This window comes from Caulobacter sp. AP07 (assembly GCF_000281955.1).
GTDB lineage: Bacteria > Pseudomonadota > Alphaproteobacteria > Caulobacterales > Caulobacteraceae > Caulobacter.
The window spans coordinates 1-21,758 of record NZ_AKKF01000291.1 but is presented as its reverse complement, the minus strand read 5'-3'; the positions used below and the strand labels follow the sequence as shown (position 1 = coordinate 21,758).

The following is a 21,758-nucleotide window of genomic DNA, read 5'->3' as shown; positions in this document are numbered from 1 at the left end:
GCTCTTCCCTTCTGGCGCTCCCTCGCTACAGTCTGCGCAAAACAAGTGTTTGACGCAGGAAGGAACGCCATGGCCCTGGACCTCGAGACCCGTGATCAGCTGATCGACACGGTCCGCCGTTTCGTGACCGAGCGGCTGCGTCCGATCGAGGCCAAGGTGGCCGAGGACGACGCGGTGCCCGCTGAGGTCGTCGAGGAGATGAAGGGGCTGGGCCTGTTCGGCCTGTCGATCCCCGAGGACTTCGGCGGCCTGGGCCTGAACATGGAGGAGGAATGCCTGGTGGGCATCGAGGTGGGCCGCGCCTCGCCGGCCTTCCGCTCGGTGTTCGGCACCAATGTCGGCATCGGCAGCCAGGGGCTGGTGATGTTCGGCACCGACGCGCAGAAGGCCAAGTGGCTGCCGGGCATCGCCTCGGGCCAGATCATCACCTCGTTCGCCCTGACGGAAGCCGAGGCCGGCTCCGACAGCGCCGCCGTCCAGACCCGCGCCGTCCGCGACGGCGACGACTATGTGCTGAACGGCTCCAAGCGCTACATCACCAACGCCGGCAAGGCCTCGCTGTTCACGGTGATGGCGCGGACCAATCCCGACGCCAAGGGCGGTTCGGGCGTCTCGGCCTTCCTGGTGCCGCGCGACCTGCCCGGCCTGTCGGTCAGCAAGCCCGAGAAGAAGATGGGCCAGCAGGGCGCCCACATCCACGACGTCACCTTCGACAATGTCCGCGTGCCGGCCTGGAACCGGCTGGGCGAGGAGGGCTCGGGCTTTCGGGTGGCGATGCAGGTGCTCGACCGCGGGCGGCTGCACATCGCCGGGGTCTGCGTGGGCGTGGCCGAGCGGCTGTTGGTCGACTGCGTGGCCTATGCCAGCGAGCGCAAGCAGTTCGGCCAGCCGATCGCCAGTTTCCAGCTGATCCAGGCGATGATCGCCGACAGCAAGACCGAAGCCCTGGCGGCCAAGGCCCTGGTCCTGGAGACCGCCCGCAAGCGCGACGCCGGCGAGAACGTCACCCTGGAGGCCGCCGCCGCCAAGCTGTTCGCCTCGGAGATGGTCGGCCGGGTCGCCGACCGGGCGGTGCAGATCTTCGGCGGGGCCGGCTATGTCGCCGACTACGGCATCGAGCGGCTGTACCGCGACGTGCGGATCTTCCGGATCTACGAGGGGACCAGCCAGATCCAGCAACTGGTCATCGCCCGCGAGACGATCAAACGCGGGGGGTAGGGGGGCTGCCGGGGACAGGCACATGTGCCTGTCCCCGTCCGGCGCACGACCTCAAACGCAAAACGCCCCCGCTGGCCCCGGGCCGGAACGTCCCCTGTAAGGACGCTCCGGCGGAGCCAGCGGAGGCGTGTTAGATCCCCCCAGGAAAGCCTGGGGCGGGAGCTTTAGGCTTACGCGCCGCCCGGGAAGCGGAACGGAACCTTCACGGTGCCGGTCTTGGCGCCCATCGGCAGCTTTTCAGCGATGCACATGGCGGCCTTGTCGAAGCCCTTGCCCGCGGCGCTGTTGTCCACGACCTTGCAGGCCGAGAGCTTGCCGGCGTCGGCGGTGCATTCCAGCATCACCTGGGCGGCGTCGCGGGTGTTGGCGAATTGTTGCAGGCAACGGCCCATCTGGTCTTCAAAGCCACCGGCGGCCGAAGCCGCTTGAGCCACGAACAAGCTGCCAGCGATTCCCGCGGCAATAGCGATCGGATATTTCATCCCGCTGCTCCTAATAGTGTTGTCACGCCCTTCGGACGGTCGCGCCGTCTGGACGCCTGAGCTTTTTTGCAGGTGCGAGTTAAAATATCCTGAGTCATCGAAAGAATATGCATTTTTACTTATTGGTAACCACGCATACTTGGTCGGGACTTAAGTTTCTCCTGAAACTAGACTCTAGAGATACGCGGGCGCGGGCCCGAGAATCCCTTTGGAACCAACGCCATGATCCGGCGTTGGCGGGGTGCGACACCCCCTGCGGCCAAGCACCCTTAACCAAAGTCAGGAACTGTTAGGATTATACCGTGATGATCCCCCTCGACGTTGGTGATCCGTGCGCACGGCCCGCCGCAAGAGGGGACATAACCGATGAAGCGCTTCCGGCTCGTCGATCTTCCATTGATCATCAAAATCGGCTTCGCGCCGGCGTTCGCGCTTCTGATGCTGGCCCTGATGGCCGGTGGGGCGATCATCGTCCAGAAGAGCCAGTCGGCCGCGCTCAGGCAGGTGGTCGAACAGGACATGCGCATCAACAGCGAGATCCAGTCGCTGTCGCGCCGCATCACCAAGGCGCACGGCACGCTCTATCAGATCCTGGCCTCCAAGGCCGATCCGATGGCGCCGGCGGCCGGACCGCGCATCACCCAGCTGCTCGCCGAGTTCGACACCCTGGGCAAGGAAACCAAGGCCCTCGCGGCCCGCCTGCCCGCCTCGGAGCGTCCGAAGATCGCCACCCTGGTCAAGTCGCTCGACGAATGCCGCAGCGCCATCGACACGGTCAGCGGCATGATCGACGTCGACACCGGCATGGCGATGAGCTTCGCCGGCAGCTTCGAAGACACCTACGTCAAGATGGCCGCCCAGCTGCAGACGGTCGTCGATGACGCCGCCGCCCGCGCCACGACCCAGGCCACCAAGCGCCAGGCCGAGGCCAACGCCGCGATGAGCGCGACGATCGTCATGTCGCTGATCACGCTCTGCGCGGTCGCCGGCCTGGCCTTCATGACCGTGATGACCACCCGCAAGTCGATCGGCGACATCGCCGGGGCCACCGAGAAGCTGTCGCAGGGCGACAACGGCATCGACCTGGAAAAGCTGACCCGCGGCGATGAGCTGGGCGCGATCGTCCGTTCGCTGAAGGTGTTCCGCGACAACCAGCTGCACCTCGAGCAGCTGCGCGCCGAGCAGGAGAAGTCCGCCGCCCTGACCGCCGACGAGCGTCGCGCCAAGGAAGAGGCCGCCGCCACCGCCGCCCGCGAGAACGCCCTGGTGGTGTCGTCGCTGGCCGACGCGCTGGAGCACCTGGCCAAGGGCGACCTGACCTTCCGCGTCCAGGCCGACTTCCCCGGCGAGTACCGCAAGCTGAAGGACGACTTCAACGCCGCCATCACCCAGCTGCAGGAAACCATCAAGGTCATCGCGGCCTCGACGGACGGCCTGCGCACCGGCGCCGACGAGATCGCCCACGCCTCGGACGACCTGTCGCGCCGCACCGAGCAGCAGGCCGCCTCGCTGGAAGAGACCGCCGCCGCCCTGGACGAGCTGACCGCCACGGTGCGCCGCACCGCCAGCGGCGCCAAGCAGGCCTCGGAAGTCGTCTCCAGCACCCGCGGCGAGGCCACCCATTCGGGCCAGGTCGTGCACGAGGCCGTGTCGGCCATGGGCGCCATCGAGGACTCGTCCAAGAAGATCAACCAGATCATCGGCGTCATCGACGAGATCGCCTTCCAGACCAACCTGCTGGCCCTGAACGCCGGCGTCGAAGCGGCGCGGGCCGGTGACGCCGGCCGCGGCTTCGCGGTGGTCGCCCAGGAAGTGCGGGCCCTGGCCCAGCGCTCGGCCGAAGCGGCCAAGGAGATCAAGACCCTGATCTCGTCCTCGACCCAGCAGGTCAGCCAGGGCGTCAACCTGGTCGGCCAGACCGGCGAGGCCCTGCAGCGGATCGTGGTCAAGGTCGGCGAGATCGACGCCCTGGTCACCGAGATCGCCGCCTCGGCCGCCGAACAGGCGACCGGCCTCAACGAGGTCAACACCGCCGTCAACCAGATGGACCAGGTGACCCAGCAGAACGCCGCGATGGTCGAGCAATCGACCGCCGCCACCCACTCGCTGAAGGGCGAGACCGGTGAGCTGGTGCGCCTGATCGGTCGCTTCCGGGTCGGCGACGGCCGCCAGCAGACGGCGTCCTACGAGCGTCCGCAGATGGCCGACCCCGCCTACCACGCGCCGGCCCACAATCCCGTGGCCGAGCAGCGCGCCCGCCTCAACACCTTCGCCCGACCCGGTCGTGGCGGAGCCGCCACCGCCGCCGCCCCGGCCAGCGACGGGTGGGAGGAGTTCTGATGACGACAGCGATCGCCTTGCCCGAAACCCTTGATCTCAAGGCTTCGGGTCCTCTCAAGCAGGCGTTCGTCGAGCGTCGAGGTCAGGACATCGAAGTCCATGCCGATCAGGTTCGCCGGCTCGGCGGCCTGTGCCTGCAGGTCCTGCTCGCGGCCCGCAAGGCCTGGGCGGAAGACGGCAAGCCCTTTTCGATCACGGCCCCTTCCGAGGCCTTTGTTGAAACCGCTCGTCTGTTCGGCGCCGAAGGGGCGCTGCTGCAGGCGGATTACCAAGGAGCTGCATCGTGACGCGTACTGTCCTCACGGTCGATGACTCACGCACGATGCGGGACATGCTGCGCATGGCTCTCTCCGGCGCCGGGTTCAATGTCGTCGAAGCCGTCGACGGCGAGCATGGGCTGGAGGTTCTCTCCGCTCATCGCCCCGACGTGATCATCACCGACATCAACATGCCCAAGCTGGACGGCTTCGGCTTTATCGAGGCGGTGCGGGTCGACGACGACTATCGCGCCATCCCGATCCTGGTGCTGACCACCGAAAGCGATCCCGGCAAGAAGCAGCGGGCCCGCGAAGCCGGCGCGACAGGCTGGATCGTCAAGCCGTTCAACCCCGAGAAGCTGGTCGAAGCCATCCGCCGCGTCGCGGCCTGATCGACCGCTAAACACCAGGGCGCTTTGTAGGAAGTCGGGGAATGGACGAGCTAGAGGCCATCAAGGTCACCTTCTTTCAGGAATGCGAGGAACTCCTCGCCGATCTTGAAGGCGGGCTCTTGGCCATGCAGGACGGCAACGACGATGGCGACACCGTCAACGCCGTGTTCCGCGCCGTGCACTCGATCAAAGGCGGGGCGGGGGCGTTCGGCCTCGAGCCGCTGGTGCGCTTCGCCCACGTGTTCGAGACGCTGCTCGACGCGCTGCGTTCGAACGAGATTCCCGGCACCGCCGACCTGACCGCCGTGCTGCTGCGCGCTTCGGACGTGCTGGCCGACCATGTCAGCGCCGCCCGCGGCCTGGGCATGGTGGACATGGACGCCTCGGCCGCCATGGCCGCCGAGCTGAAGGCCTGGACCGATCCCAGCGCCGCCCCAATCGCGGCCGCCGCCGCGCCGGCCGAAGCCGAGCCCGAGTTCGAGGGCTTCACGCCGATCGTCATCGGCGCTGATGACGGCATGGACGACGACGACGACCTGGGCTTCGACTTCCAGCCGATGACCATCAGCCTCGACGCCCAGGCCGCCGACGTGGCCGTGCTCGACAATGTCTGGACCGTCTCGATCCGTCCGAAGTCGGACCTTTACCGCAAGGCCAACGAGACCGGCCTGCTGCTGCGCGAGCTGGCGCGTCTCGGCCCGATCCAGGCGACCCTGGACGACAGCGCCCTGCCGACCCTGGAATTCCTCGACGCCGAAGCCGCCTATGTCACCTGGAGCGTCCGGCTCGAGACCGAGCAGGGCGAAGAGGCCATCCGCGAAGTCTTCGAATTCGTCGATGGCGACTGCGAACTGGAAATCACCCGCGGCGCGGCGCCCGTCGCCGACGTGCTGGCCAGCCTGATGGACGTCGCCCTCCCCGAACCCGCCACGCCCGTCGAAGCGCCGATCGCCGTCGCGCCGGTGGCCGAAGCCCCGCCGCCCGCGCCGGTCGCCGTCTCGGCTCCCGTTCCCGCGACGCCGCCGGTGGCCGCCAATGCCCCGGCCGCCGCCCCGGCCGCCAAGCCGGCCCAGATCGAGGTGCCCGGTCCCGGCCAGTCGGTGATCCGCGTCGACCCCGAGCGCATCGACCGCCTGATCGACCTGGTCGGCGAGCTGGTCATCAACCAGGCCATGCTGGCCCAACGGGTCGGCGAATACGGCATCGCCCCGTCCTCGAACCTGGCCATGGGTCTGGATGAGCTGGAACAGCTGACCCGCGAGATCCAGGACAGCGTCATGGCCATCCGCGCCCAGCCGGTGAAGTCGGTGTTCCAGCGCATGCCGCGCCTGGTCCGCGAAGTCGCCAACATGACCGGCAAGCAGGCCCGCCTGGTGATGGACGGCGAGAACACCGAGGTCGACAAGACGGTCATCGAGCGTCTGGCCGATCCCATCACTCACATGCTGCGCAACGCCATCGACCACGGGCTGGAAAGCCCAGAGGAGCGCAAGGCGGCCGGCAAGAACCCCGAAGGCGTCGTGCGCCTGGCGGCCCTGCACCGCAGCGGCCGGATCGTCATCGAGGTCCAGGACGACGGCAAGGGCATCAACCGCGAGCGGGTGCTGTCGATCGCCGTCAAGAAGGGCCTGATCTCGCCGGACCTCACCCTGACCGACGAGGAGATCGACAATCTGATCTTCCTGCCGGGCTTCTCGACCGCCGACAAGATCTCGGACGTCTCGGGGCGCGGCGTCGGCATGGACGTGGTCAAGCGCAGCGTCCAGGCGCTGGGCGGCCGCATCTCGATCGCCTCGCGTCCGGGCCTGGGCTCGACCTTCACCCTCAGCCTGCCGCTGACCCTGGCCGTCCTGGACGGCATGGTGGTCGACGTGGCCGGCGAGACCCTGGTCATCCCGCTGGCCTGCATCGTCGAGAGCCTGCGGCCCAAGGCCGAGGAAATCCGGCCCCTGGGTCCGACCGGTTCGGTCCTGGCCGTGCGCGACAGCTTCGTGCCGCTGATCGACGTGGGCCTGACCCTGAACTACCGCGACCGCTCGCCGCCGCCCACCGAGGGCGTGGTGCTGCTGGTCGAGGGCGAGGACGGCTCGCGCGCCGCCCTGGTGGCCGACGCCATCCACGGCCAGCGCCAGGTGGTCATCAAGTCGCTGGAGCAGAACTACCAGCAGGTCGAGGGCGTCGCCGCCGCGACGATCCTGGGCGACGGCCGCGTGGCCCTGATCCTCGACGTCGACGCCGTGATCAACCTGCGCCGTCGCGGACCGCCGCCGCCGGCCGACCCCACTCTCATCGCCGCGGAATAGCCCGATGACCGAACCCAACACCACCTCCAGCGCCGAGACCCGCGAGCTGATCTCGTTCCGCGTGGGCGAGCAGGAATACTGCGTGGACATCATGGCCGTGCGCGAGATCCGCGGCTGGAGCCCGGCGACCACCCTGCCGCAGTCGCCCGCCTACATGCGCGGCGTCATCAACCTGCGCGGCGCGGTGCTGCCGATCATGGACCTGGCCTGCCGCATCGGCATGCCGACCACCGAACCCAGCGTGCGCAGCGTGTTCATCGTCGTGCAGGCCGGCGACCGGACGGTGGGCCTGCTGGTCGATGCGGTGTCCGACATCCTGTCGATCACCGACGACCTCTGCCAGCCGACGCCCGACATCGCCTGCGAGAACGTCCGGCATTTCGTCCGTAACATCATTTCCCTGGAAGGCCGGATGATCAGCGAAATCTCGCTGGACCGCCTGCTCCCCGAGCGCGAGGCCCTGGCCGCTTAAGATGACCACACCCTCGACCTCCTTCACCGATCGCCGCGAGGCCCTCGTCGATGGCGAGTTCGCCTTCACGAGCGCCGACTTCAAGCGGATCGCGGCCCTGCTGTACGATCAGGCCGGCATCAGCCTGCCCGACAGCAAGGCGACGCTGGTCTATTCGCGCCTGGCCAAGCGCCTGCGCACCCTGGGTCTGAAGACCTTCAGCGAGTACTGCGCGTTCGTGGCCCAGGACGGCAACGTCGACGAGCAGCAGAACATGCTGCGGGCCCTGACCACCAACGTCACCCGCTTCTTCCGCGAGCCGCACCACTTCGACGACCTGCGCGCCAACATCCTGGAGCCGATGGCCGACAAGGTCCGGGCCGGCGGGCGCCTGCGCCTGTGGTCGGCGGCCTGTTCGTCGGGCCAGGAGCCCTATTCGATGGCCTTCACGGTGCTGTCGGTGTGGCCCAACGCGGCCGACCTCGACATCCGCATCCTGGGCACCGACATCGACACCAACGTCCTGGCGACCGGCCGGGCGGCGGTCTACGAGGAGGCGCTGCTGGAAGGCATCCCGGCCCAGGCCCGCGCCCAGTATTTCGAGCGTGACGCCGCCGACCGCCGCAGCTTCCGGGTCTGCGAGAGCGCCCGCAGCCTGGTGGCGTTCCGCGAGCTGAACCTCAACGGTCCCAACTGGCCGATGAAGGGTCCGTTCGACGCCATCTTCTGCCGCAACGTGGTGATCTATTTCGACGAGCCCACCCAGGAGCGGGTCTGGCAGCGCTTCGCGCCGCTGGTCGCCCCGGGCGGCAAGCTCTATGTCGGCCATTCCGAGCGCGTCGGCGCTTCGGTCACGGCCTTTGAAAGCGCCGGCTTGACCGCCTATCGCAAGGCGGGACGCTGATGGCCAAGATACGTGTTCTCGTCGTCGACGACTCCGCCACCATGCGGGGCCTGATCACGGCCGCCCTCAATCGCGATCCGGACATCGAGGTGGTCGGCGCCGCCGGCGACCCGTTCGAGGCCCGCGGCATGATCAAGGCCCTCAACCCCGACGTCGTCACCCTCGACATCGAGATGCCGAACATGAACGGCATCGAGTTCCTCGAGAAGATCATGCGCCTGCGGCCGATGCCGGTGGTCATGGTCTCCAGCCTGACCCAGGCCGGGGCCGAGATGACCCTGCGGGCCCTGGAACTGGGCGCGGTCGATTGCGTGGCCAAGCCGACGATCGCCACCAACACCGCCGACACCCTCAACGAGGTGGCGGTCAAGGTGAAGGCCGCGGCCCGCGCCTCGGTCCGCACCAAGGCCGACGGCGCCCCGGCCGTGCGTCGCAAGGACTACATGCCCTCGGGCGACATCGTGGCGATCGGCTCGTCGACCGGCGGGGTGGAAGCCCTGCTGTCGATCCTCAGCCTGTTCCCCGAGACCTGCCCGCCGACGGTGATCACCCAGCACATGCCGGCCACCTTCACCGCCAGCTTCGCCGCCCGGCTCGACCGGGCCAGCGGCGCCAAGGTGCAGGAAGCCGTCGACGGCGCCCTGCTGGAGCCCGGCAAGGTCTATGTCGCCCCGGGCGGCGCGACCCATCTGGAAATCGTCCGCTCGGCCGGGCTACGGTGCCGCCTGACCCAGGGCGACCCCGTCAGCGGTCACCGGCCGTCGGTCGACGTGCTCTTCAACTCGGTGGCCCAGGCGGTCGGCGAGAAGGCGGTCGGCGCGATCCTGACCGGCATGGGCCGCGACGGCGCGCAGGGCCTTCTGGCCATGCGCAAGGCCGGGGCCCGCACGGTGGGCCAGGACGAGCAGAGTTGCGTCGTCTACGGCATGCCGCGTACGGCCTTTGAACTCGGCGCGGTGGAGAAGCAGGCTTCCCTGTCCTCCATGGGCCAAACCATCCTCGATCTGGCCTCCGCGAGGCGATGAACCCATGCCCCAAGCTAGCACCATTTCCGTTCTCGTCGTCGATGACCAGCTGACCATGCGGGCGCTGATCCGCAACGCGTTGCAGCAGATCGGTTTCAAGGACATCCGTGAAGCGCCCGACGGCGAGGAGGCCCTCAAGAACCTCCTGGCCAAGCCGGCCAACCTGGTCATCTCGGACTTCAACATGCCGAAGATGGACGGCCTGGCCCTGCTGCGCGCCGTGCGCTCGCACCCGCCGATCCGGCAGACGGCCTTCGTCATGCTGACCGGCCGGGCCGACCGCGAGCTGGTGCAGCGCGCCGTGCAGTTCGGCGTCAACAACTACTGCGTCAAGCCGTTCACGGTCCAAGGCCTGCGGGACAAGATCGAGCAAGTCTTCGGGCAACTGACATGAACCCACGCGACCCCCACGCGGAAGACTCCGGGCCAGCGGTCAAGATCCACGTCACCCAGGGCGAAAGCCACGTGTCGTCGGATCCCAGCGTGGTGATGACGACGGTCCTGGGCTCGTGCATCGCCGCGTGCCTGCGCGACCCGACGACGGGCATCGGCGGCATGAACCACTTCCTGCTGCCCGACACCGGCGGCCGCAAGAACAACGACAATGGCGACGCCGTCCGCTACGGCGCCTACGCCATGGAGCTGCTGATCAACGGCCTGCTGAAGAAGGGCGCCCGGCGCGATCGTCTCGAGGCCAAGATCTTCGGCGGCGGCAAGCTGTTCGACGGCCTCTCGGACGTGGGCGCCAGCAACGCCGAGTTCGCCGAGCGCTTCCTGCGCGACGAAGGCATCCCGATCGTCTCGTCCAGCACCGGCGGCCTGTCGGCCCGGCGGGTCGAGTTCTGGCCGGCCTCGGGCCGCGTTCGCCAGCGCCTGGTCGCCGTCGACAACGCCCCGGCCGAAGTCCGTCGTCCCACCCCCGTACTCGCGCCCGCCAACGGCGGCGGCGACCTGGAGCTGTTCTGACCTCATGACCGCCCAGCCGCGCCTCGTGTCCGACACTCTCGCTACCCAGGGCGCCGCCCCGGGCCAGCTCGCCGTGGGCGAGCTGTCGCGTCGGCTGGCGGCGGAGCTGTCGGCGGCGGCGATGATCTGCCGCGACTGCGAACACATCGCCGGCGACCTGGCCAGCGGCGGCGCGGCGCTGGAGAACCTGTCGCGCCTGCAGGCCCTGGACGAGCTGAGCCAGCGCCTGCACGGCCTGTCGGACGTCCTGACCCGCATCGGCCAGCATGCCTCGGGCGAATGGAGCATGGCGATCGAGCCGCTGCTCGAGGGCCTGGGCCTGGCCGACCTGGTGGTCCGCCTGCGCGACGCCGAGGAGCACAAGGGCTGGAACGCCCAGGCCGGCGAGCTCGATTTCTTCTAGGGGGCCGGTGATGCGCGAAATGCTCCAGGCCGCCACGCGCATCAATCTCGACAAGGTCAGTGTGCTGATCGTCGACGACAGCGCCCCTTCGCTGGATCTCCTGGCCCAGGTGGTGTCGGGCTTCGGCGTCAAGACGCTGCAACGCGCGGACTCGGCCAGGGAGGCCCAGCTGCACCTGCGCGACAAGGCCTTCGACCTGATCATCAGCGCCACCAACATGGCCGGCGTCGACGGCTACGAACTGGTCAAATGGCTGCGGCGCGGCGCGCTGGAAGCCAACCGCTACGCGCCGGTGATCCTGGTCTCCGGCCACACGCCGCCGTCACAGGTGTTTAAGGCGCGCGACGCCGGGGCCAATTTCACCGTCGCCAAGCCGATCACCCCCAAGGTGCTGCTGGAACGCATCCTGTGGGCGGCCAAGGAAGAGCGCCAGTTCATCGAGTGCGACAGCTATCTGGGGCCCGACCGGCGGTTCAAGAACGAGGGCCCGCCAATCGGCGTCGAGGGCCGCCGCCGCGACGACCTGCGCGGCGACCTCAGCGATCTGGCCGGCGACAACATGTCCCAGGAACAGATCAACGGCCTCATGCGGCCTTCGAAGGTGAAGCTATGAGCGTCGTCCGCAAGTTCCGGGCGCCCAACCGCCTGTCGATGCTGATCAAGGCCAGCGGCGGCAAGATGGCCAAGGACGCCCTGGCGGCCGCCGACCTGGCGCTGGAGCCGCTGCGCGCGCCGTCCCTGGCCGTGCTCGACGCCGCTCTAGCTGAGATCGAAGGCCGGTTCGGCAAGGCGGCCGCCGCCACGCGGGGCGGCGAGACCTATCAGGAGCTCTACGCCCTGGCCCTGCGGATCATCGACGTCTCCGGCTTCCTGCCCGGCTCGTGCGTGGACCAGGCGGCGATCTCGTTCTGCGCCCTGGTGGACAACTGCGCCGAGGCGGACGTCTGGCGCTGGGACGCCATCGACGTGCACGTCAACGCCCTGCGCCTGCTGCGGGCCAGCGGCCTGACCCCCGACCAGAGGCGGGCGGTGATCGACGGACTCAACAAGGTCAGCCAGCGTCGGATCGACGACGCCTGAGGCCTGGCGCGCCGGTCATGTGACCGAAACGACACGATTTCAGCGCTGCCATACTTCGCCACGCTACAGCCATCTTGTGGACGGTGGTTTCATTTGGTACCGCTGACATTGCTACCGGTGTCAGGACAACATCCTCGGATGTGACACCGGTGTCAAAAATGACGGCCGGGAACGGTCGCGCGGGAAGGAAGCGCGAACGCAACTCGGCCGGGCGATGCGAAAGCATCGTTCAAAAGAATGTGGTTACGGGAGGAGGAACCATTGTCTCAGGTCACTAAGGGGCGCGTGCGCGCGCTCAGGATCGGCGCCTCGACGGGCGCTATCGCCATGGCGCTGGCCATGGCCGGCGCGGCCGCCGCCCAGACGGCGCCGGCGCAGGCCGAGGATAGCGCGGTCGAGGAAGTGGTGGTCACCGGCTTCCGGGCCAGCTTGGCGAACGCGCTTGACGTGAAGCGTCGCGAGAACGACCTCGTCGACGTCATCAAGGCTCAGGACATCGCCGATTTCCCGGACCTCAATCTGGCTGAATCGCTGCAACGCGTGCCGGGCGTGTCGATCGACCGCGACGGCGGCGAAGGCCGCACCATCACCGTCCGCGGTCTGGGCCCCGACTTCACCATCGTGCGCCTGAACGGCCTGGAAGCCCTGGCCACCACCGGCGGCAAGGACGGTTCGGGCGGCGCCAACCGCAGCCGCCAGTTCGACTTCAGCATCTTCGCCTCGGAGCTGTTCAACAGCGTCACCGTGCGCAAGTCGACCTCGGCCTCGAACGAAGAAGGCTCGCTGGGCGCGATCATCGACCTGCAGGCCTCGCGCCCGTTCGACTTCACCGGACCCGCCCTGAGCATGGGCGCCAAGGTCGGCTGGAACGACCTGTCGCGGAAGAGCGACCCGCGCTTCACCTTCCTGGCCAGCAACCGCTGGGACACCGGGATCGGCGAGATCGGGGCCCTGCTGTCGGTGGCCTACGCCGAACGCAAGACGCTGGAAGAGGGCTCCTCGACCGGCCGCTGGGAAAACCCCAGCGTGGCGTTCAACTCGTCGACGGCGTTCCCCTGCACGGGCGCGGCCTATAACCCGGTCAGCGGCCCGCCCCTGACCTGCGCCCAGATCGGCACCGTCGTCGGCGGCACCACGCCGACCACGACCGCCGCCGCCGGCACCGCCAACAATCTCTGGCACCCGCGCATCCCGCGCTATGGCCGCCTGCAATATGACCAGAAGCGCCTGGGCGTGACCGGTTCGCTGCAATGGCGTCCGACCGAGAACTCGACCCTGACCCTCGACGCGCTGCTGGCCAAGTTCACCAACAACCGCGACGAGACCTATCTGGAAGTCATCTCGTTCAGCCGCGCCGGCCAGGGCCTGCCGCAGACCGACGTGGTCAACTTCTCGGCCGACGACAAGGGCCACCTGATCAAGGGCACGTTCGACGACGTCGACGCCCGGGTCGAGTATCGCCATGACGACCTGAAGACCGAGTTCAACCAGTTCACCCTGGCCTACGACACCAAGTTCGGCGACGCCGGCCACCTGAACGTCACCTACGGCCAGTCGCGGTCGATCCAGGACAATCCCGTCCAGACGACGTTCTCGTTCGATCGCTATGACAGCGACGGCTACAGCTACGACTATTCGGCCAACGACAAGCTGCCGTCGTTCAACTACGGCTTCGATCCGACCAACCCGGCCAACTTCGTCTACGCCAACAACACGGCGAAGGGCGACGCCTCGCTGCTGCGCCTGCGTCCGAGCAAGGCGGTCAACACCTTCAAGACCTTCCGCGCCGATGTCGACTACGAGATCCTCAACGGCTTCACGCTGCGCTACGGCGGCGACTACAAGGAATACGGCTTCACCTCGTGGGAGAAGCGCCTGTTTTCGCGCAACCTGGCGGCCACGGGCACGACCTTCACCGCCGAAGCCGGCTACGGCCTGCCGGCCGGCGTGTCGATCGGCGACGTCTCGCGCCTGATCACCGGCTTCGGTCGCGGGCTCGACCTGCCGGCCGGCGTGCCGACCTCGTGGATCGCGCCCGACCTGGACAAGCTCAAGAAGGCCATCGGCTATGACTGCAACTGCATCAACGGCAACGGCGACTTCCGCCTGTCGGTGCTGAACCAGCTGGGCGCAGTGCGGGCGATCACCGAGAAGGACACGGCCTTCTACCTGCAAGGCGATTTCGACTACGACGTCTTCAACATCCCGGTGCGCGGCAATATCGGCGTGCGCTACGTCAAGACCGAGCAGGAAGCGACCGGCCACTTCAACGCGGGCAACGTCACGACCACCGTGTCGACCCCGTTCGGCAACCTGTCCGAACAGGTCGCCACCGACGGCGTGCAAACCGTGTCGCGCGAGTACACCAACACCCTGCCGTCGCTGAACATCTCGGCCCAGCCGTTCGAGAACGTCTATGTCCGCTTCGCCGCGGCCAAGGTGATGACGCGGCCGCAGCTGCAGAACCTGACGCCCGGCTTCACCGCGAACAGCCAGAGCAACCAGACCCTGACGCGCGGCAACCCGGGCCTCGACCCGATGCTGGCCAACAACCTGGACCTCAGCTTCGAATGGTATCCGGACAAGGAAACCCTGCTGTCGGCGGGCTTCTTCCAGAAGGACATCAAGTCCTACATCCAGCAGACGGCGGAAGTCATGCCGTGGGCGGAAACCGGCCTGCCCGACAGCCTGCTGTCCAACGGCAATACGGCCGCGACGCCGTTCACCGTGACGACCAACGTCAACAGCCCGGGCGGCAAGCTGAAAGGCTTCGAGCTGAGCGCCCAGCGCCCGTTCACCTTCCTGCCGGCTCCGTTCGACAAGTTCGGCGCGATCGTCAACTACACGCACGTCAAGAGCGACATCGCGTACATCATCAAGGCCCCGACCTATTCGGCGGCGGGCGTGGTTCCGCGGGTGCAGCTGACGCCGGCGGTGCTGATCACCCAGCCGCTGGTGAACCTGTCGCCCGACGCCTTCAACGCCACGCTCTACTACGAGAACGCCGGCTTCAAGGCGCGGATCTCGGGCTCGTATCGCGATCCCTACCTGATCCAGGTCGCGCCTTCGGCGACCAACAACAACGACGTGCGCATCAAGGAAAAGACCTTCAACCTCGATACCCAGGTCAGCTACGACTTCGGCCATTTCACCGTCACCCTGGAAGGCATCAACCTGACCGACCAGGAAGACAGCAAGGTCGACGACTCGACGCGCATGATCTCGGAAGAGTACGTGCACTTCGGCCGCCAGTTCTATCTGGGCGTGAAGTACAAGTTCTAGGCGACGCGTCGCCCCGGAACGACGAAGGGCGCCGGCTTCCGCCGGCGCCCTTTTTCATGGTCTCGATGCGCCGGGGCGCTAGACGCTGCTCGGAACCCCGTCGATCCAGGTCTCGCGCACCCGCAGGTCGTCGTCCAGCAGCACCAGGTCGGCGGCCTGGCCGGCGGCGATGGTCCCGCGTTCGGCCGCCAGGCCCAGGAAGGCGGCGGGCGCGCGCGAGGCGATGGTCACGGCGTCTTCCAGCGACAGGCCCAGCATCGACACGGCGTTGCGCACCGCGCCGACCATGTCCAGGTCCGAGCCGGCCAGGGTGCCGTGGTCGTCGACGCAGACGCCGTCGACCACGCGGATATGGCGGCCCTGCAGGTCGAAGCTCTTGTCGATCATGCCGACGGTCGGCATGGCGTCGGTCACCAGCATGAAACGGTCCAGCGGCCGGGTGCGTAGCGCGATGCGCAGCACGGCGGGATCGACGTGGCGGCCGTCGACGATAATGCCGCACCAGGCGCTCTGGCTTTCCAGCGCCGCCCCGACCACGCCCGGCTCGCGGCTGGTCAGCGGCGACATGGCGTTGAACAGGTGGGTGAAGCCGGTGAGGCCCGCGTCCAGCGCCTTGCGCGTCGTGCCGTAGGCGGCGTTGGTATGGCCGGCCGCGACCGTCACGCCGGCCGCGACCAACTGGCGGACCATGTCCGGCGTGGTGGTCTCCGGCGCCAGGGTCACCAGGGTCTTGCCGCGCTTGAGCGAGCTCAGCAGGGCCACGGCCTCGTCGTCGAGGACCCGGAACTTGCTGGGGTCGTGGATGCCCTTGCGTTTGACGTTGAGGAACGGGCCCTCGATGTGGACGCCCAGCACGCCGGGAACGCCGGCCTCGATCGCCTGTTCGGCGGCGCGCATGGCCGCGTCGACCACGGCCAGGTCGTCGCTGATCAGGGTCGGCAGGAAGCCGGTGGTGCCGTACGGCCGGTGCGCCGCGCCGATGGCGGCGATCGCCTCGACGGTGGTCGCGTCGTTGAACAGCACCCCGCCGCCGCCGTTGACCTGGGTGTCGATGAAGCCGGGAACCAGCAGGCCGCCGTCCTGGTCGTGACGGCGCGCGCCGGCCGGCGTGTCAGCGCTGTCCAGGACGCCTTCGATCCGTCCGTCGCGGATCGCCAGGGCCTTGCCCTCGACGATCCCAGTCCGAGTCAGGATGCGGCCATTAACGAGTACAAGCTGCATCAGACGGTTTCTGTGACCTTGTTGAGGTGCGGCGGGCTGTCTGGATCATAGCCCCGGGCGACCGACAGCGCGTTGGCCATCCGGTAGAAGCTCTGGATCATCAGGATCGGCTCGATGACCGGGTGGGCGGCCAGGGCCGGAAGCACGCCGGCCCCGGTTTCCCCCGCGCCGGCCAGCAGCACGTCGGCGCCGCGCTCGGCCAGGCCCTTGGCCATGGCGTCGACGCTTTCGCGGCTCTCGTCGTTCTGGGCGAAGACCAGGGCCGGGAAGCCCGGCTTCACCAGGGCCATCGGGCCATGCAGCACCTCGGCGGCGCTGAAGGCCTCGGCGTGCAGGCCGCAGGTCTCCTTGAACTTCAGGGCCGCCTCCTGGGCGACGCCGAAGCCGACGCCGCGCCCCAGGACATAGAGGTTGCGGGCCAGCTTCAGGTGTTCGACGGCCGGGGTCCAGTCCAGGGTCCAGGCCTCGGCGAGCAGGGCGGGCAGGCTGGAGAGGGCGGCGGTCAGTTCCGCGTCCTGCGTCCAGGCGGCCACCAGCTGGGCGATGGCGGCCAGGGCGGCGATGTAGGACTTGGTGGCCGCGACGCTGAGCTCGGGGCCGGCGTGCAGCGGCAGGACCTCGTCGGCCAGGGCGGCCAGCGGCGAGTTCACGTCGTTGACCAGGGCGATGGTGAAGGCCCCGGCGTCCTTGGCGGCCTGCACGGCGGACAGCAGGTCGGGGCTCTTGCCCGACTGCGAAATGGCCAGGTAGAGCACGTCGTCCAGGCCTTGCGGCGCGGCGTAGACCGAGCTGACCGACAGGGCGGCCGACGAGGTCAGCACGCCCGTGCGGGTCTCGATCAGGTACTTGGCGAAGGTGGCGGCGTGGTCGCTGCTGCCGCGGGCGCAGGTGACCACGGCGCGCGGCGGGTTGGCGCGCAGGCGTTCGGCGATCCTTTGGGCCCGGCCGGCGTTGGCGCCCAGCTGGGTGGCGATGACTTGCGAGGCCTGGCCGGCTTCCAGGAACATGCGGGTCGATTCCGCCGTCAGCCGCCCAACCACTGAGGAGGGCTCGGCGGGTGTTGCGGGTCGGGTCAAGACATTGGCCTCCAAGACGGGCGTTCCTTCAGATAAGCGCGCTGGGGCCAGGCCCCAATCAGGTCCCCTCCAATTCAGGAGAGGGCGTTCAGTTCGGCGACGAAGTCGTAGGCGTCGCCGCGATAGTAGGACTGGGTGACCTCGACCGCCCGGCCGTCCTTCAGGAAGCCCCGGCGTTCGATCAGCAGGCCGGCGTCCTTGACCGGCACGCCCAGCAGGTCGGCCTGCTCGGCCACGAACAGCACGGCGCGCAGGCGTTGCAGGGCGCGGGCCGGACGATGGCCGGTCTTTTCCAGCGCTTCGTAGAGCGAGGTCTCGACCACGTCGACCGAGGGCAGGGCGAAGGCGGCGATGGTGGTGTACTCCACCGCCATCGGGGCGCCGTCCGCGTAGCGGATGCGGGCGAAGCGATAGACCGGCGTGCCGGGCGACAGGCCCAGGGTCAGCGATTCCTCCGGGGTGACCGTGCCTTCGGCCCGGCTGATCCACTCGCTGCGCGGTATGCGGCCGCGCGAGATCATGTCCTCGGTGAACGACGACAGCTTGGAGAAGCTCTTTTCCACCCGGGCGGCGACGAAGGTGCCGGCCCCCTGGCGGCGCGTCAGCAGGCCTTCGCTGACCAGGCCGTCCAGCGCCTTGCGAACGGTGATCCGCGAAATGCTGAACTCTTCGGCCATGTCGCGCTCGGCCGGCAGGGCGTCGTCGGGCGAGAGGATCTTCTTCTGGATGGCTTCGCGGAGGGCGCGCTGCAGTTGCTTGTAGAGCGGCGCGTGATCCTGACCGTGTCCGTCCAGGCCTCCGATCCTTTCAGAAAACATCGTCAATCTGGCACCCCCGCGCAAATCCGCGCCATCCCGTGATCACCGGGATAGCATATGACCATTTTAGCACCAATAAGAACATGGTCTGCAATTGGTTCTTTTTTGGCCTTGTCATCCGATAAATTTCCGTCACAGTTCGCTTCCGAGGCCCGAGAAGTACCGCACTCTACGGACGTCCGCAGAAAATTGGTATCAGATTGGGCTTGGGGTTCGGCTCCGGGCCCGAGGGTCCGGAAAAAGGGGAGAAGCCGAGTATGAGAAATTTCCACAAGACCATTCTGACTGCATCCGCCAGCGCGCTGGCGGTGGCGATGGCCATGCCGGCCTTCGCGCAAGACAATACCCAGGTCGAAGAGGTTGTCGTCACTGGTATCCGCGCTTCGCTGCAGGCTTCGGTCGTGGCCAAGCGTAACGCCGACGCCGTCGTCGACGTGATCACCGCCGAGGATATCGGCAAGTTCCCGGACAAGAACGTCGCTGAATCGCTGCAACGCGTCCCGGGCGTCACCATCCAGCGCGAATTCGGTGAAGGCGAGCGGATCTCGATCCGCGGCACCGCCCCGACCCTGAACCGCACGCTGCTCAACGGCCACGCCGTGGCCACCGCCGACTGGTTCATTCTCGATCAATTCAAGGCCAGCCGCAGCTTCAACTACCTGATGCTGCCGTCGGAAATCGTCGGCAAGGTCGAGGTCTTCAAGAGCCCGACCGCCGACATCGACGAAGGCGGCGTGGGCGGCACGGTCAATGTGCACACCCGCAAGCCGCTCGACCTGGCCCCGCTGTCGGTCTCCGGTTCGCTGCAGGCCTTCCATGACGAGAAGTCGGGCAACACCGATCCGACCGCCTCGGCCATGCTCAGCTGGCACAACGACGACAAGACCCTGGGCGTCCTGGTCGGCGGCATCTACGACAAGCGCCGCATCCGCCGCGACGGCATCGAGGTCCTGGGCTACCAGGCCGTGACCACCGCCATGGGCAGCGGCACGAACATCACCGGCATCACCCCGGGCCAGACCGTCTACGCGCCCAGCCTGATCGGCTCGTCGCTGTTCACCCAGACCCGCGAACGCAAGGGCGCCAACTTCGCGATCCAGTTCGCGCCGACCGACAAGTTCGAAGTGAACCTGACCGGCCTCTATTCGAAGATGGACGCCGACAACTTCAACCAGAACTACATGGCCTGGGTCAGCCAGAAGATCGGCGCCCTGAGCACGACGCCGACCGAGACGTTCAACATCACCAAGGTCAGCAACGGCACGGCCGTCGCCGGCAACTTCAACACGCCAGGCGCCAACGGCGTGGTGTTCGACGCCATCGACCGTATCGCCCACACCAACGTGCGCTCGATCGACCTGGACTCCACCTATCGTCCGTCGGACCTGTGGGAGTTCCATGGCCGCATCGGCTACACCGACGCCAAGGGCGCCACCGACCTGCAGCCCTTCTGGGAAACCAACGCCCCGACCGGTCTGAGCTACGACCTGTCGGGCGGCCTGCCCAAGGTGTCGTTCACCAACATCGACCCGGCCACGGCCGACGACGAAATGGCCCTGGGCTGGGCCTCGGCCAACACCACGGTCAACTCCGACGACGAATTCTACACCTTCGTCGACGGCGAGCGCTTCGTGGACTCCGGCGTCTTCAAGTCGGTCAAGTTCGGCCTGAAGTACACCGACCACGACCGCGACGTGGTGCAGACCTATGGTCAGCGCCGCGCTCTGTTCTCCGGCACGGGCTGCACCGTCAACGGGTGCGGCCTGGACGACGTCGTCAGCGGTCTGACCGACAGCGACTATCTCAAGGGCATTCGCGGGCCCGGCGTCCTCAGCTCGTACCTGACCGCCGACAAGAACAAGATCGAGGCGATCTACGCCAAGCTCGGCCCGGCCACAAAATACGACCCGAACAACCCCAACACCGGCGGCTGTATCGGGCTGGTCAATTGCGACCACTTCGGCCCGCTGGAAAGCTTCGACTTCAACGAGAAGACCGTCGGCGGCTACCTGATGGGCAACCTGAAGGGCGAAGGCTGGCGCGGTAATGTCGGCGTCCGCGTCGTCAACACCAAGATCGAGACCGCCGCCTGGCGGGTCGGGGTGTCGGCCGGAACGCCGGGCGCCATCAACAACCCGTTCGGCCTGATGGTGCAGACCACCGCCAGCAAGGAATACACCGACATCCTGCCCTCGGTGAACTTCGCGTTCGACGTGCGGGACGACCTGGTGCTGCGCCTGGCCGCCGGCCGGGTCCTGGCCCGTCCGGACTACGCCCAGATGGCCGGCTTCACCTCGCTGACCGAGTCCCTGTTGACCGCTTCCGGCGGCAACCCGGACCTCGACCCGTACCGCGCCAACCAGTACGACGCGTCGCTGGAGTGGTACTTCAGGCCGCAATCGCTGCTGGCCGTGGCGTTCTTCTACAAGGACATCTCGACCTACATCGTCCAGGGCGCGACGACCGAGAAGCTGCCGCTGCAAGCCGCGGCCAACGATCCGCGCGTCCTCAACCCGGCCAACCAGTGCGTCCTGCAATCGGCCGGCCTCTACAGCTGTAACTACAACGTCGGTCGTCCGGTCAACGTGCCGGGCGGCGAGACCAAGGGCATCGAAGTCAACTTCCAGATGCCCATCTGGAACGGCTTCGGCGTCCTGGCCAACTACACCTACACCGACGCCAGCTCGACCACGGGCGTGCCGATCCCGTCCAGCTCGAAGAACATCGCCAACATCAGCGGTTACTACGAGAACGAACGCTTCAGCGCCCGTCTGTCCTACAACTACCGGTCCAAGTTCTTCGTCGATTACGACGCCGAGCGCGGCTACCGGCAGCTGTGGTCGGACTCGCTGAAGTCGCTGGACGCCTCGGCCAGCGTCAACCTGACCGAGAACGTCTCGCTCAGCCTCGACGCGATCAACCTGACCGACGAGAAGCAGACCGACAACTACGACAACGACAAGAACCGTCCGGCCCGCATCTACAAGAACGGCCGCATGGTCTTCGGCGGTGTCCGCTTCAAGTTCTAGTCGCTTACCGGGACCTTCGGCCGTCCGGTCGGAGGTCCCGTCATCCTCCTAGAGTTCGTTGCATCGGAGGCGGCATGGTTCAGGATCGTTTCATGACCTGTCCGCCGCCGCCGATCGCAACCCAAGTCCTCCTGACTGCAAGCACGGAGCTGGGGCGGAGCGGTCAAACGCTCCGCCCGCTTTTTGCCGCCTGTCCGCGGATGAGCACCCTCACATGATCCTCGCGTCCCAGTCCCTCGTCCGAGCCGCCGCCCAGGCGAGCGCGTTGATGGCGTCCGCCGCCGTGCTGGCCTTCGCCTCCGCCGCCGGCGCCGCGTCTCCGGCCCTGACCCTCACCCCGGCTCCGGCCAAGGCCCAGCTGGGGCAAGGAACCTTCGCCCTGACCGCCAAGACCCGGATCTTCGTCGCAAAGGGCGATGTCGAGGCCCGGGGCGTGGCGCGGCAGCTGTCCGACCTGATCTTCAAGGCCCGCGGCCTGAAGCCGGCTGTCGTGGAAGGCCCGCCGCCCGCC

Annotated in this window: 19 protein-coding genes and 1 pseudogene; 16 read left to right on the top strand and 4 right to left on the bottom strand. The window is 67.6% G+C overall.

Annotation, left to right across the window (positions count from 1 at the left end):
- The first annotated feature begins 69 nt into the window (after window positions 1-69).
- Window positions 70-1,218: an acyl-CoA dehydrogenase family protein gene (locus tag PMI01_RS24075; RefSeq protein ID WP_007675682.1), complete on the top strand. Its 1,149-nt coding sequence runs from the start codon at window positions 70-72 to the stop codon at window positions 1,216-1,218.
- A gap of 170 nt (window positions 1,219-1,388) precedes the next feature.
- On the opposite strand, the gene PMI01_RS24070 is transcribed toward PMI01_RS24075, so the two are convergent.
- Window positions 1,389-1,700, bottom strand: a complete 312-nt coding sequence (locus PMI01_RS24070; protein ID WP_007675680.1) for a hypothetical protein — start codon at window positions 1,698-1,700, stop codon at window positions 1,389-1,391.
- A gap of 366 nt (window positions 1,701-2,066) precedes the next feature.
- Between PMI01_RS24070 and PMI01_RS24065 the strand changes: the two genes are divergently transcribed.
- The 13 genes from PMI01_RS24065 to PMI01_RS24005 all read left to right on the top strand — a co-directional run bounded on the left by PMI01_RS24065 (window position 2,067) and on the right by PMI01_RS24005 (window position 15,103).
- Window positions 2,067-4,040 carry a methyl-accepting chemotaxis protein gene (locus tag PMI01_RS24065; protein ID WP_007675676.1) on the top strand — a complete coding sequence of 658 codons (1,974 nt, stop codon included), beginning with the start codon at window positions 2,067-2,069 and terminating at the stop codon, window positions 4,038-4,040.
- Window positions 4,040-4,327, top strand: a complete 288-nt coding sequence (locus PMI01_RS24060; RefSeq protein WP_007675673.1) for an STAS domain-containing protein — start codon at window positions 4,040-4,042, stop codon at window positions 4,325-4,327. Before PMI01_RS24065 ends, PMI01_RS24060 begins: the two co-directional genes overlap by 1 nt.
- Window positions 4,324-4,689 (top strand): response regulator, encoded by a 366-nt coding sequence (locus tag PMI01_RS24055; protein ID WP_007675671.1) that lies wholly within the window; start codon window positions 4,324-4,326, stop codon window positions 4,687-4,689. Before PMI01_RS24060 ends, PMI01_RS24055 begins: the two co-directional genes overlap by 4 nt.
- A 41-nt stretch (window positions 4,690-4,730) precedes the next feature.
- On the top strand, window positions 4,731-6,992 hold the full coding sequence (locus PMI01_RS24050) for a chemotaxis protein CheA (protein ID WP_007675664.1): 2,262 nt from the start codon (window positions 4,731-4,733) through the stop codon (window positions 6,990-6,992).
- A 4-nt stretch (window positions 6,993-6,996) separates the two neighbouring features.
- Window positions 6,997-7,464 (top strand): chemotaxis protein CheW, encoded by a 468-nt coding sequence (locus PMI01_RS24045; RefSeq protein WP_007675662.1) that lies wholly within the window; start codon window positions 6,997-6,999, stop codon window positions 7,462-7,464.
- 1 nt (window position 7,465) lies between these two features.
- Window positions 7,466-8,347, top strand: a complete 882-nt coding sequence (locus PMI01_RS24040; RefSeq protein WP_007675661.1) for a CheR family methyltransferase — start codon at window positions 7,466-7,468, stop codon at window positions 8,345-8,347.
- Window positions 8,347-9,372 carry a protein-glutamate methylesterase/protein-glutamine glutaminase gene (locus tag PMI01_RS24035; protein ID WP_007675657.1) on the top strand — a complete coding sequence of 342 codons (1,026 nt, stop codon included), beginning with the start codon at window positions 8,347-8,349 and terminating at the stop codon, window positions 9,370-9,372. Before PMI01_RS24040 ends, PMI01_RS24035 begins: the two co-directional genes overlap by 1 nt.
- Before the next feature lie 4 nt (window positions 9,373-9,376).
- Complete coding sequence (locus PMI01_RS24030; protein ID WP_007675655.1) at window positions 9,377-9,766, top strand: response regulator; 390 nt, start codon at window positions 9,377-9,379, stop codon at window positions 9,764-9,766.
- Window positions 9,763-10,338 carry a chemotaxis protein CheD gene (locus PMI01_RS24025; RefSeq protein WP_007675652.1) on the top strand — a complete coding sequence of 192 codons (576 nt, stop codon included), beginning with the start codon at window positions 9,763-9,765 and terminating at the stop codon, window positions 10,336-10,338. Before PMI01_RS24030 ends, PMI01_RS24025 begins: the two co-directional genes overlap by 4 nt.
- A 4-nt stretch (window positions 10,339-10,342) precedes the next feature.
- On the top strand, window positions 10,343-10,741 hold the full coding sequence (locus PMI01_RS24020) for a hypothetical protein (RefSeq protein WP_007675651.1): 399 nt from the start codon (window positions 10,343-10,345) through the stop codon (window positions 10,739-10,741).
- Between the two features lie 10 nt (window positions 10,742-10,751).
- Window positions 10,752-11,354, top strand: coding sequence for a response regulator (locus PMI01_RS24015; RefSeq protein WP_007675648.1), 603 nt, complete (start codon window positions 10,752-10,754; stop codon window positions 11,352-11,354).
- On the top strand, window positions 11,351-11,821 hold the full coding sequence (locus PMI01_RS24010; protein WP_007675647.1) for a hypothetical protein: 471 nt from the start codon (window positions 11,351-11,353) through the stop codon (window positions 11,819-11,821). Before PMI01_RS24015 ends, PMI01_RS24010 begins: the two co-directional genes overlap by 4 nt.
- A gap of 261 nt (window positions 11,822-12,082) precedes the next feature.
- Complete coding sequence (locus PMI01_RS24005) at window positions 12,083-15,103, top strand: TonB-dependent receptor (protein WP_007675645.1); 3,021 nt, start codon at window positions 12,083-12,085, stop codon at window positions 15,101-15,103.
- Window positions 15,104-15,181: 78 nt separating this feature from the next.
- On the opposite strand, the gene nagA is transcribed toward PMI01_RS24005, so the two are convergent.
- Genes nagA through PMI01_RS23990 form a run of 3 tightly spaced genes read right to left on the bottom strand, consistent with a single transcriptional unit; the run spans window position 15,182 to window position 18,218 of the window.
- The gene (nagA, locus tag PMI01_RS24000) at window positions 15,182-16,324 is read right to left on the bottom strand and encodes an N-acetylglucosamine-6-phosphate deacetylase (protein WP_007675643.1); all 1,143 of its coding nucleotides are present in this window, start codon (window positions 16,322-16,324) and stop codon (window positions 15,182-15,184) included.
- Window positions 16,324-17,415, bottom strand: coding sequence for an SIS domain-containing protein (locus tag PMI01_RS23995; RefSeq protein ID WP_035038249.1), 1,092 nt, complete (start codon window positions 17,413-17,415; stop codon window positions 16,324-16,326). The genes nagA and PMI01_RS23995 overlap by 1 nt, the downstream gene beginning before the upstream one ends.
- Window positions 17,416-17,474: 59 nt before the next feature.
- Complete coding sequence (locus PMI01_RS23990) at window positions 17,475-18,218, bottom strand: GntR family transcriptional regulator (protein WP_007675637.1); 744 nt, start codon at window positions 18,216-18,218, stop codon at window positions 17,475-17,477.
- Window positions 18,219-18,475: 257 nt separating this feature from the next.
- On the opposite strand from PMI01_RS23990, the gene PMI01_RS23985 reads away from it, so the two are divergent.
- Together PMI01_RS23985 and PMI01_RS23980 are read left to right on the top strand one after the other, a co-directional pair.
- Entirely contained in the window at window positions 18,476-21,247 is a 2,772-nt protein-coding gene (locus tag PMI01_RS23985) for a TonB-dependent receptor (protein WP_007675634.1), read from the top strand.
- 268 nt (window positions 21,248-21,515) lie between these two features.
- Window positions 21,516-21,758 (top strand): annotated as a pseudogene (locus PMI01_RS23980) (glycoside hydrolase family 20 zincin-like fold domain-containing protein); the annotation flags it as partial.

What these genes read in the sequence shown, in the direction of transcription:
- PMI01_RS24075 (WP_007675682.1), top strand. Translation starts at nt 70, where the DNA reads ATGGCCCTGGACCTCGAGACCCGTGATCAGCTGATCGACACGGTCCGC.
- PMI01_RS24070 (WP_007675680.1), bottom strand. Translation starts at nt 1,700, where the DNA reads ATGAAATATCCGATCGCTATTGCCGCGGGAATCGCTGGCAGCTTGTTC.
- PMI01_RS24065 (WP_007675676.1), top strand. Translation starts at nt 2,067, where the DNA reads ATGAAGCGCTTCCGGCTCGTCGATCTTCCATTGATCATCAAAATCGGC.
- PMI01_RS24060 (WP_007675673.1), top strand. Translation starts at nt 4,040, where the DNA reads ATGACGACAGCGATCGCCTTGCCCGAAACCCTTGATCTCAAGGCTTCG.
- PMI01_RS24050 (WP_007675664.1), top strand. Translation starts at nt 4,731, where the DNA reads ATGGACGAGCTAGAGGCCATCAAGGTCACCTTCTTTCAGGAATGCGAG.
- PMI01_RS24045 (WP_007675662.1), top strand. Translation starts at nt 6,997, where the DNA reads ATGACCGAACCCAACACCACCTCCAGCGCCGAGACCCGCGAGCTGATC.
- PMI01_RS24040 (WP_007675661.1), top strand. Translation starts at nt 7,466, where the DNA reads ATGACCACACCCTCGACCTCCTTCACCGATCGCCGCGAGGCCCTCGTC.
- PMI01_RS24035 (WP_007675657.1), top strand. Translation starts at nt 8,347, where the DNA reads ATGGCCAAGATACGTGTTCTCGTCGTCGACGACTCCGCCACCATGCGG.
- PMI01_RS24030 (WP_007675655.1), top strand. Translation starts at nt 9,377, where the DNA reads ATGCCCCAAGCTAGCACCATTTCCGTTCTCGTCGTCGATGACCAGCTG.
- PMI01_RS24025 (WP_007675652.1), top strand. Translation starts at nt 9,763, where the DNA reads ATGAACCCACGCGACCCCCACGCGGAAGACTCCGGGCCAGCGGTCAAG.
- PMI01_RS24020 (WP_007675651.1), top strand. Translation starts at nt 10,343, where the DNA reads ATGACCGCCCAGCCGCGCCTCGTGTCCGACACTCTCGCTACCCAGGGC.
- PMI01_RS24015 (WP_007675648.1), top strand. Translation starts at nt 10,752, where the DNA reads ATGCGCGAAATGCTCCAGGCCGCCACGCGCATCAATCTCGACAAGGTC.
- PMI01_RS24010 (WP_007675647.1), top strand. Translation starts at nt 11,351, where the DNA reads ATGAGCGTCGTCCGCAAGTTCCGGGCGCCCAACCGCCTGTCGATGCTG.
- nagA (WP_007675643.1), bottom strand. Translation starts at nt 16,324, where the DNA reads ATGCAGCTTGTACTCGTTAATGGCCGCATCCTGACTCGGACTGGGATC.
- PMI01_RS23990 (WP_007675637.1), bottom strand. Translation starts at nt 18,218, where the DNA reads ATGTTTTCTGAAAGGATCGGAGGCCTGGACGGACACGGTCAGGATCAC.
- PMI01_RS23985 (WP_007675634.1), top strand. Translation starts at nt 18,476, where the DNA reads ATGAGAAATTTCCACAAGACCATTCTGACTGCATCCGCCAGCGCGCTG.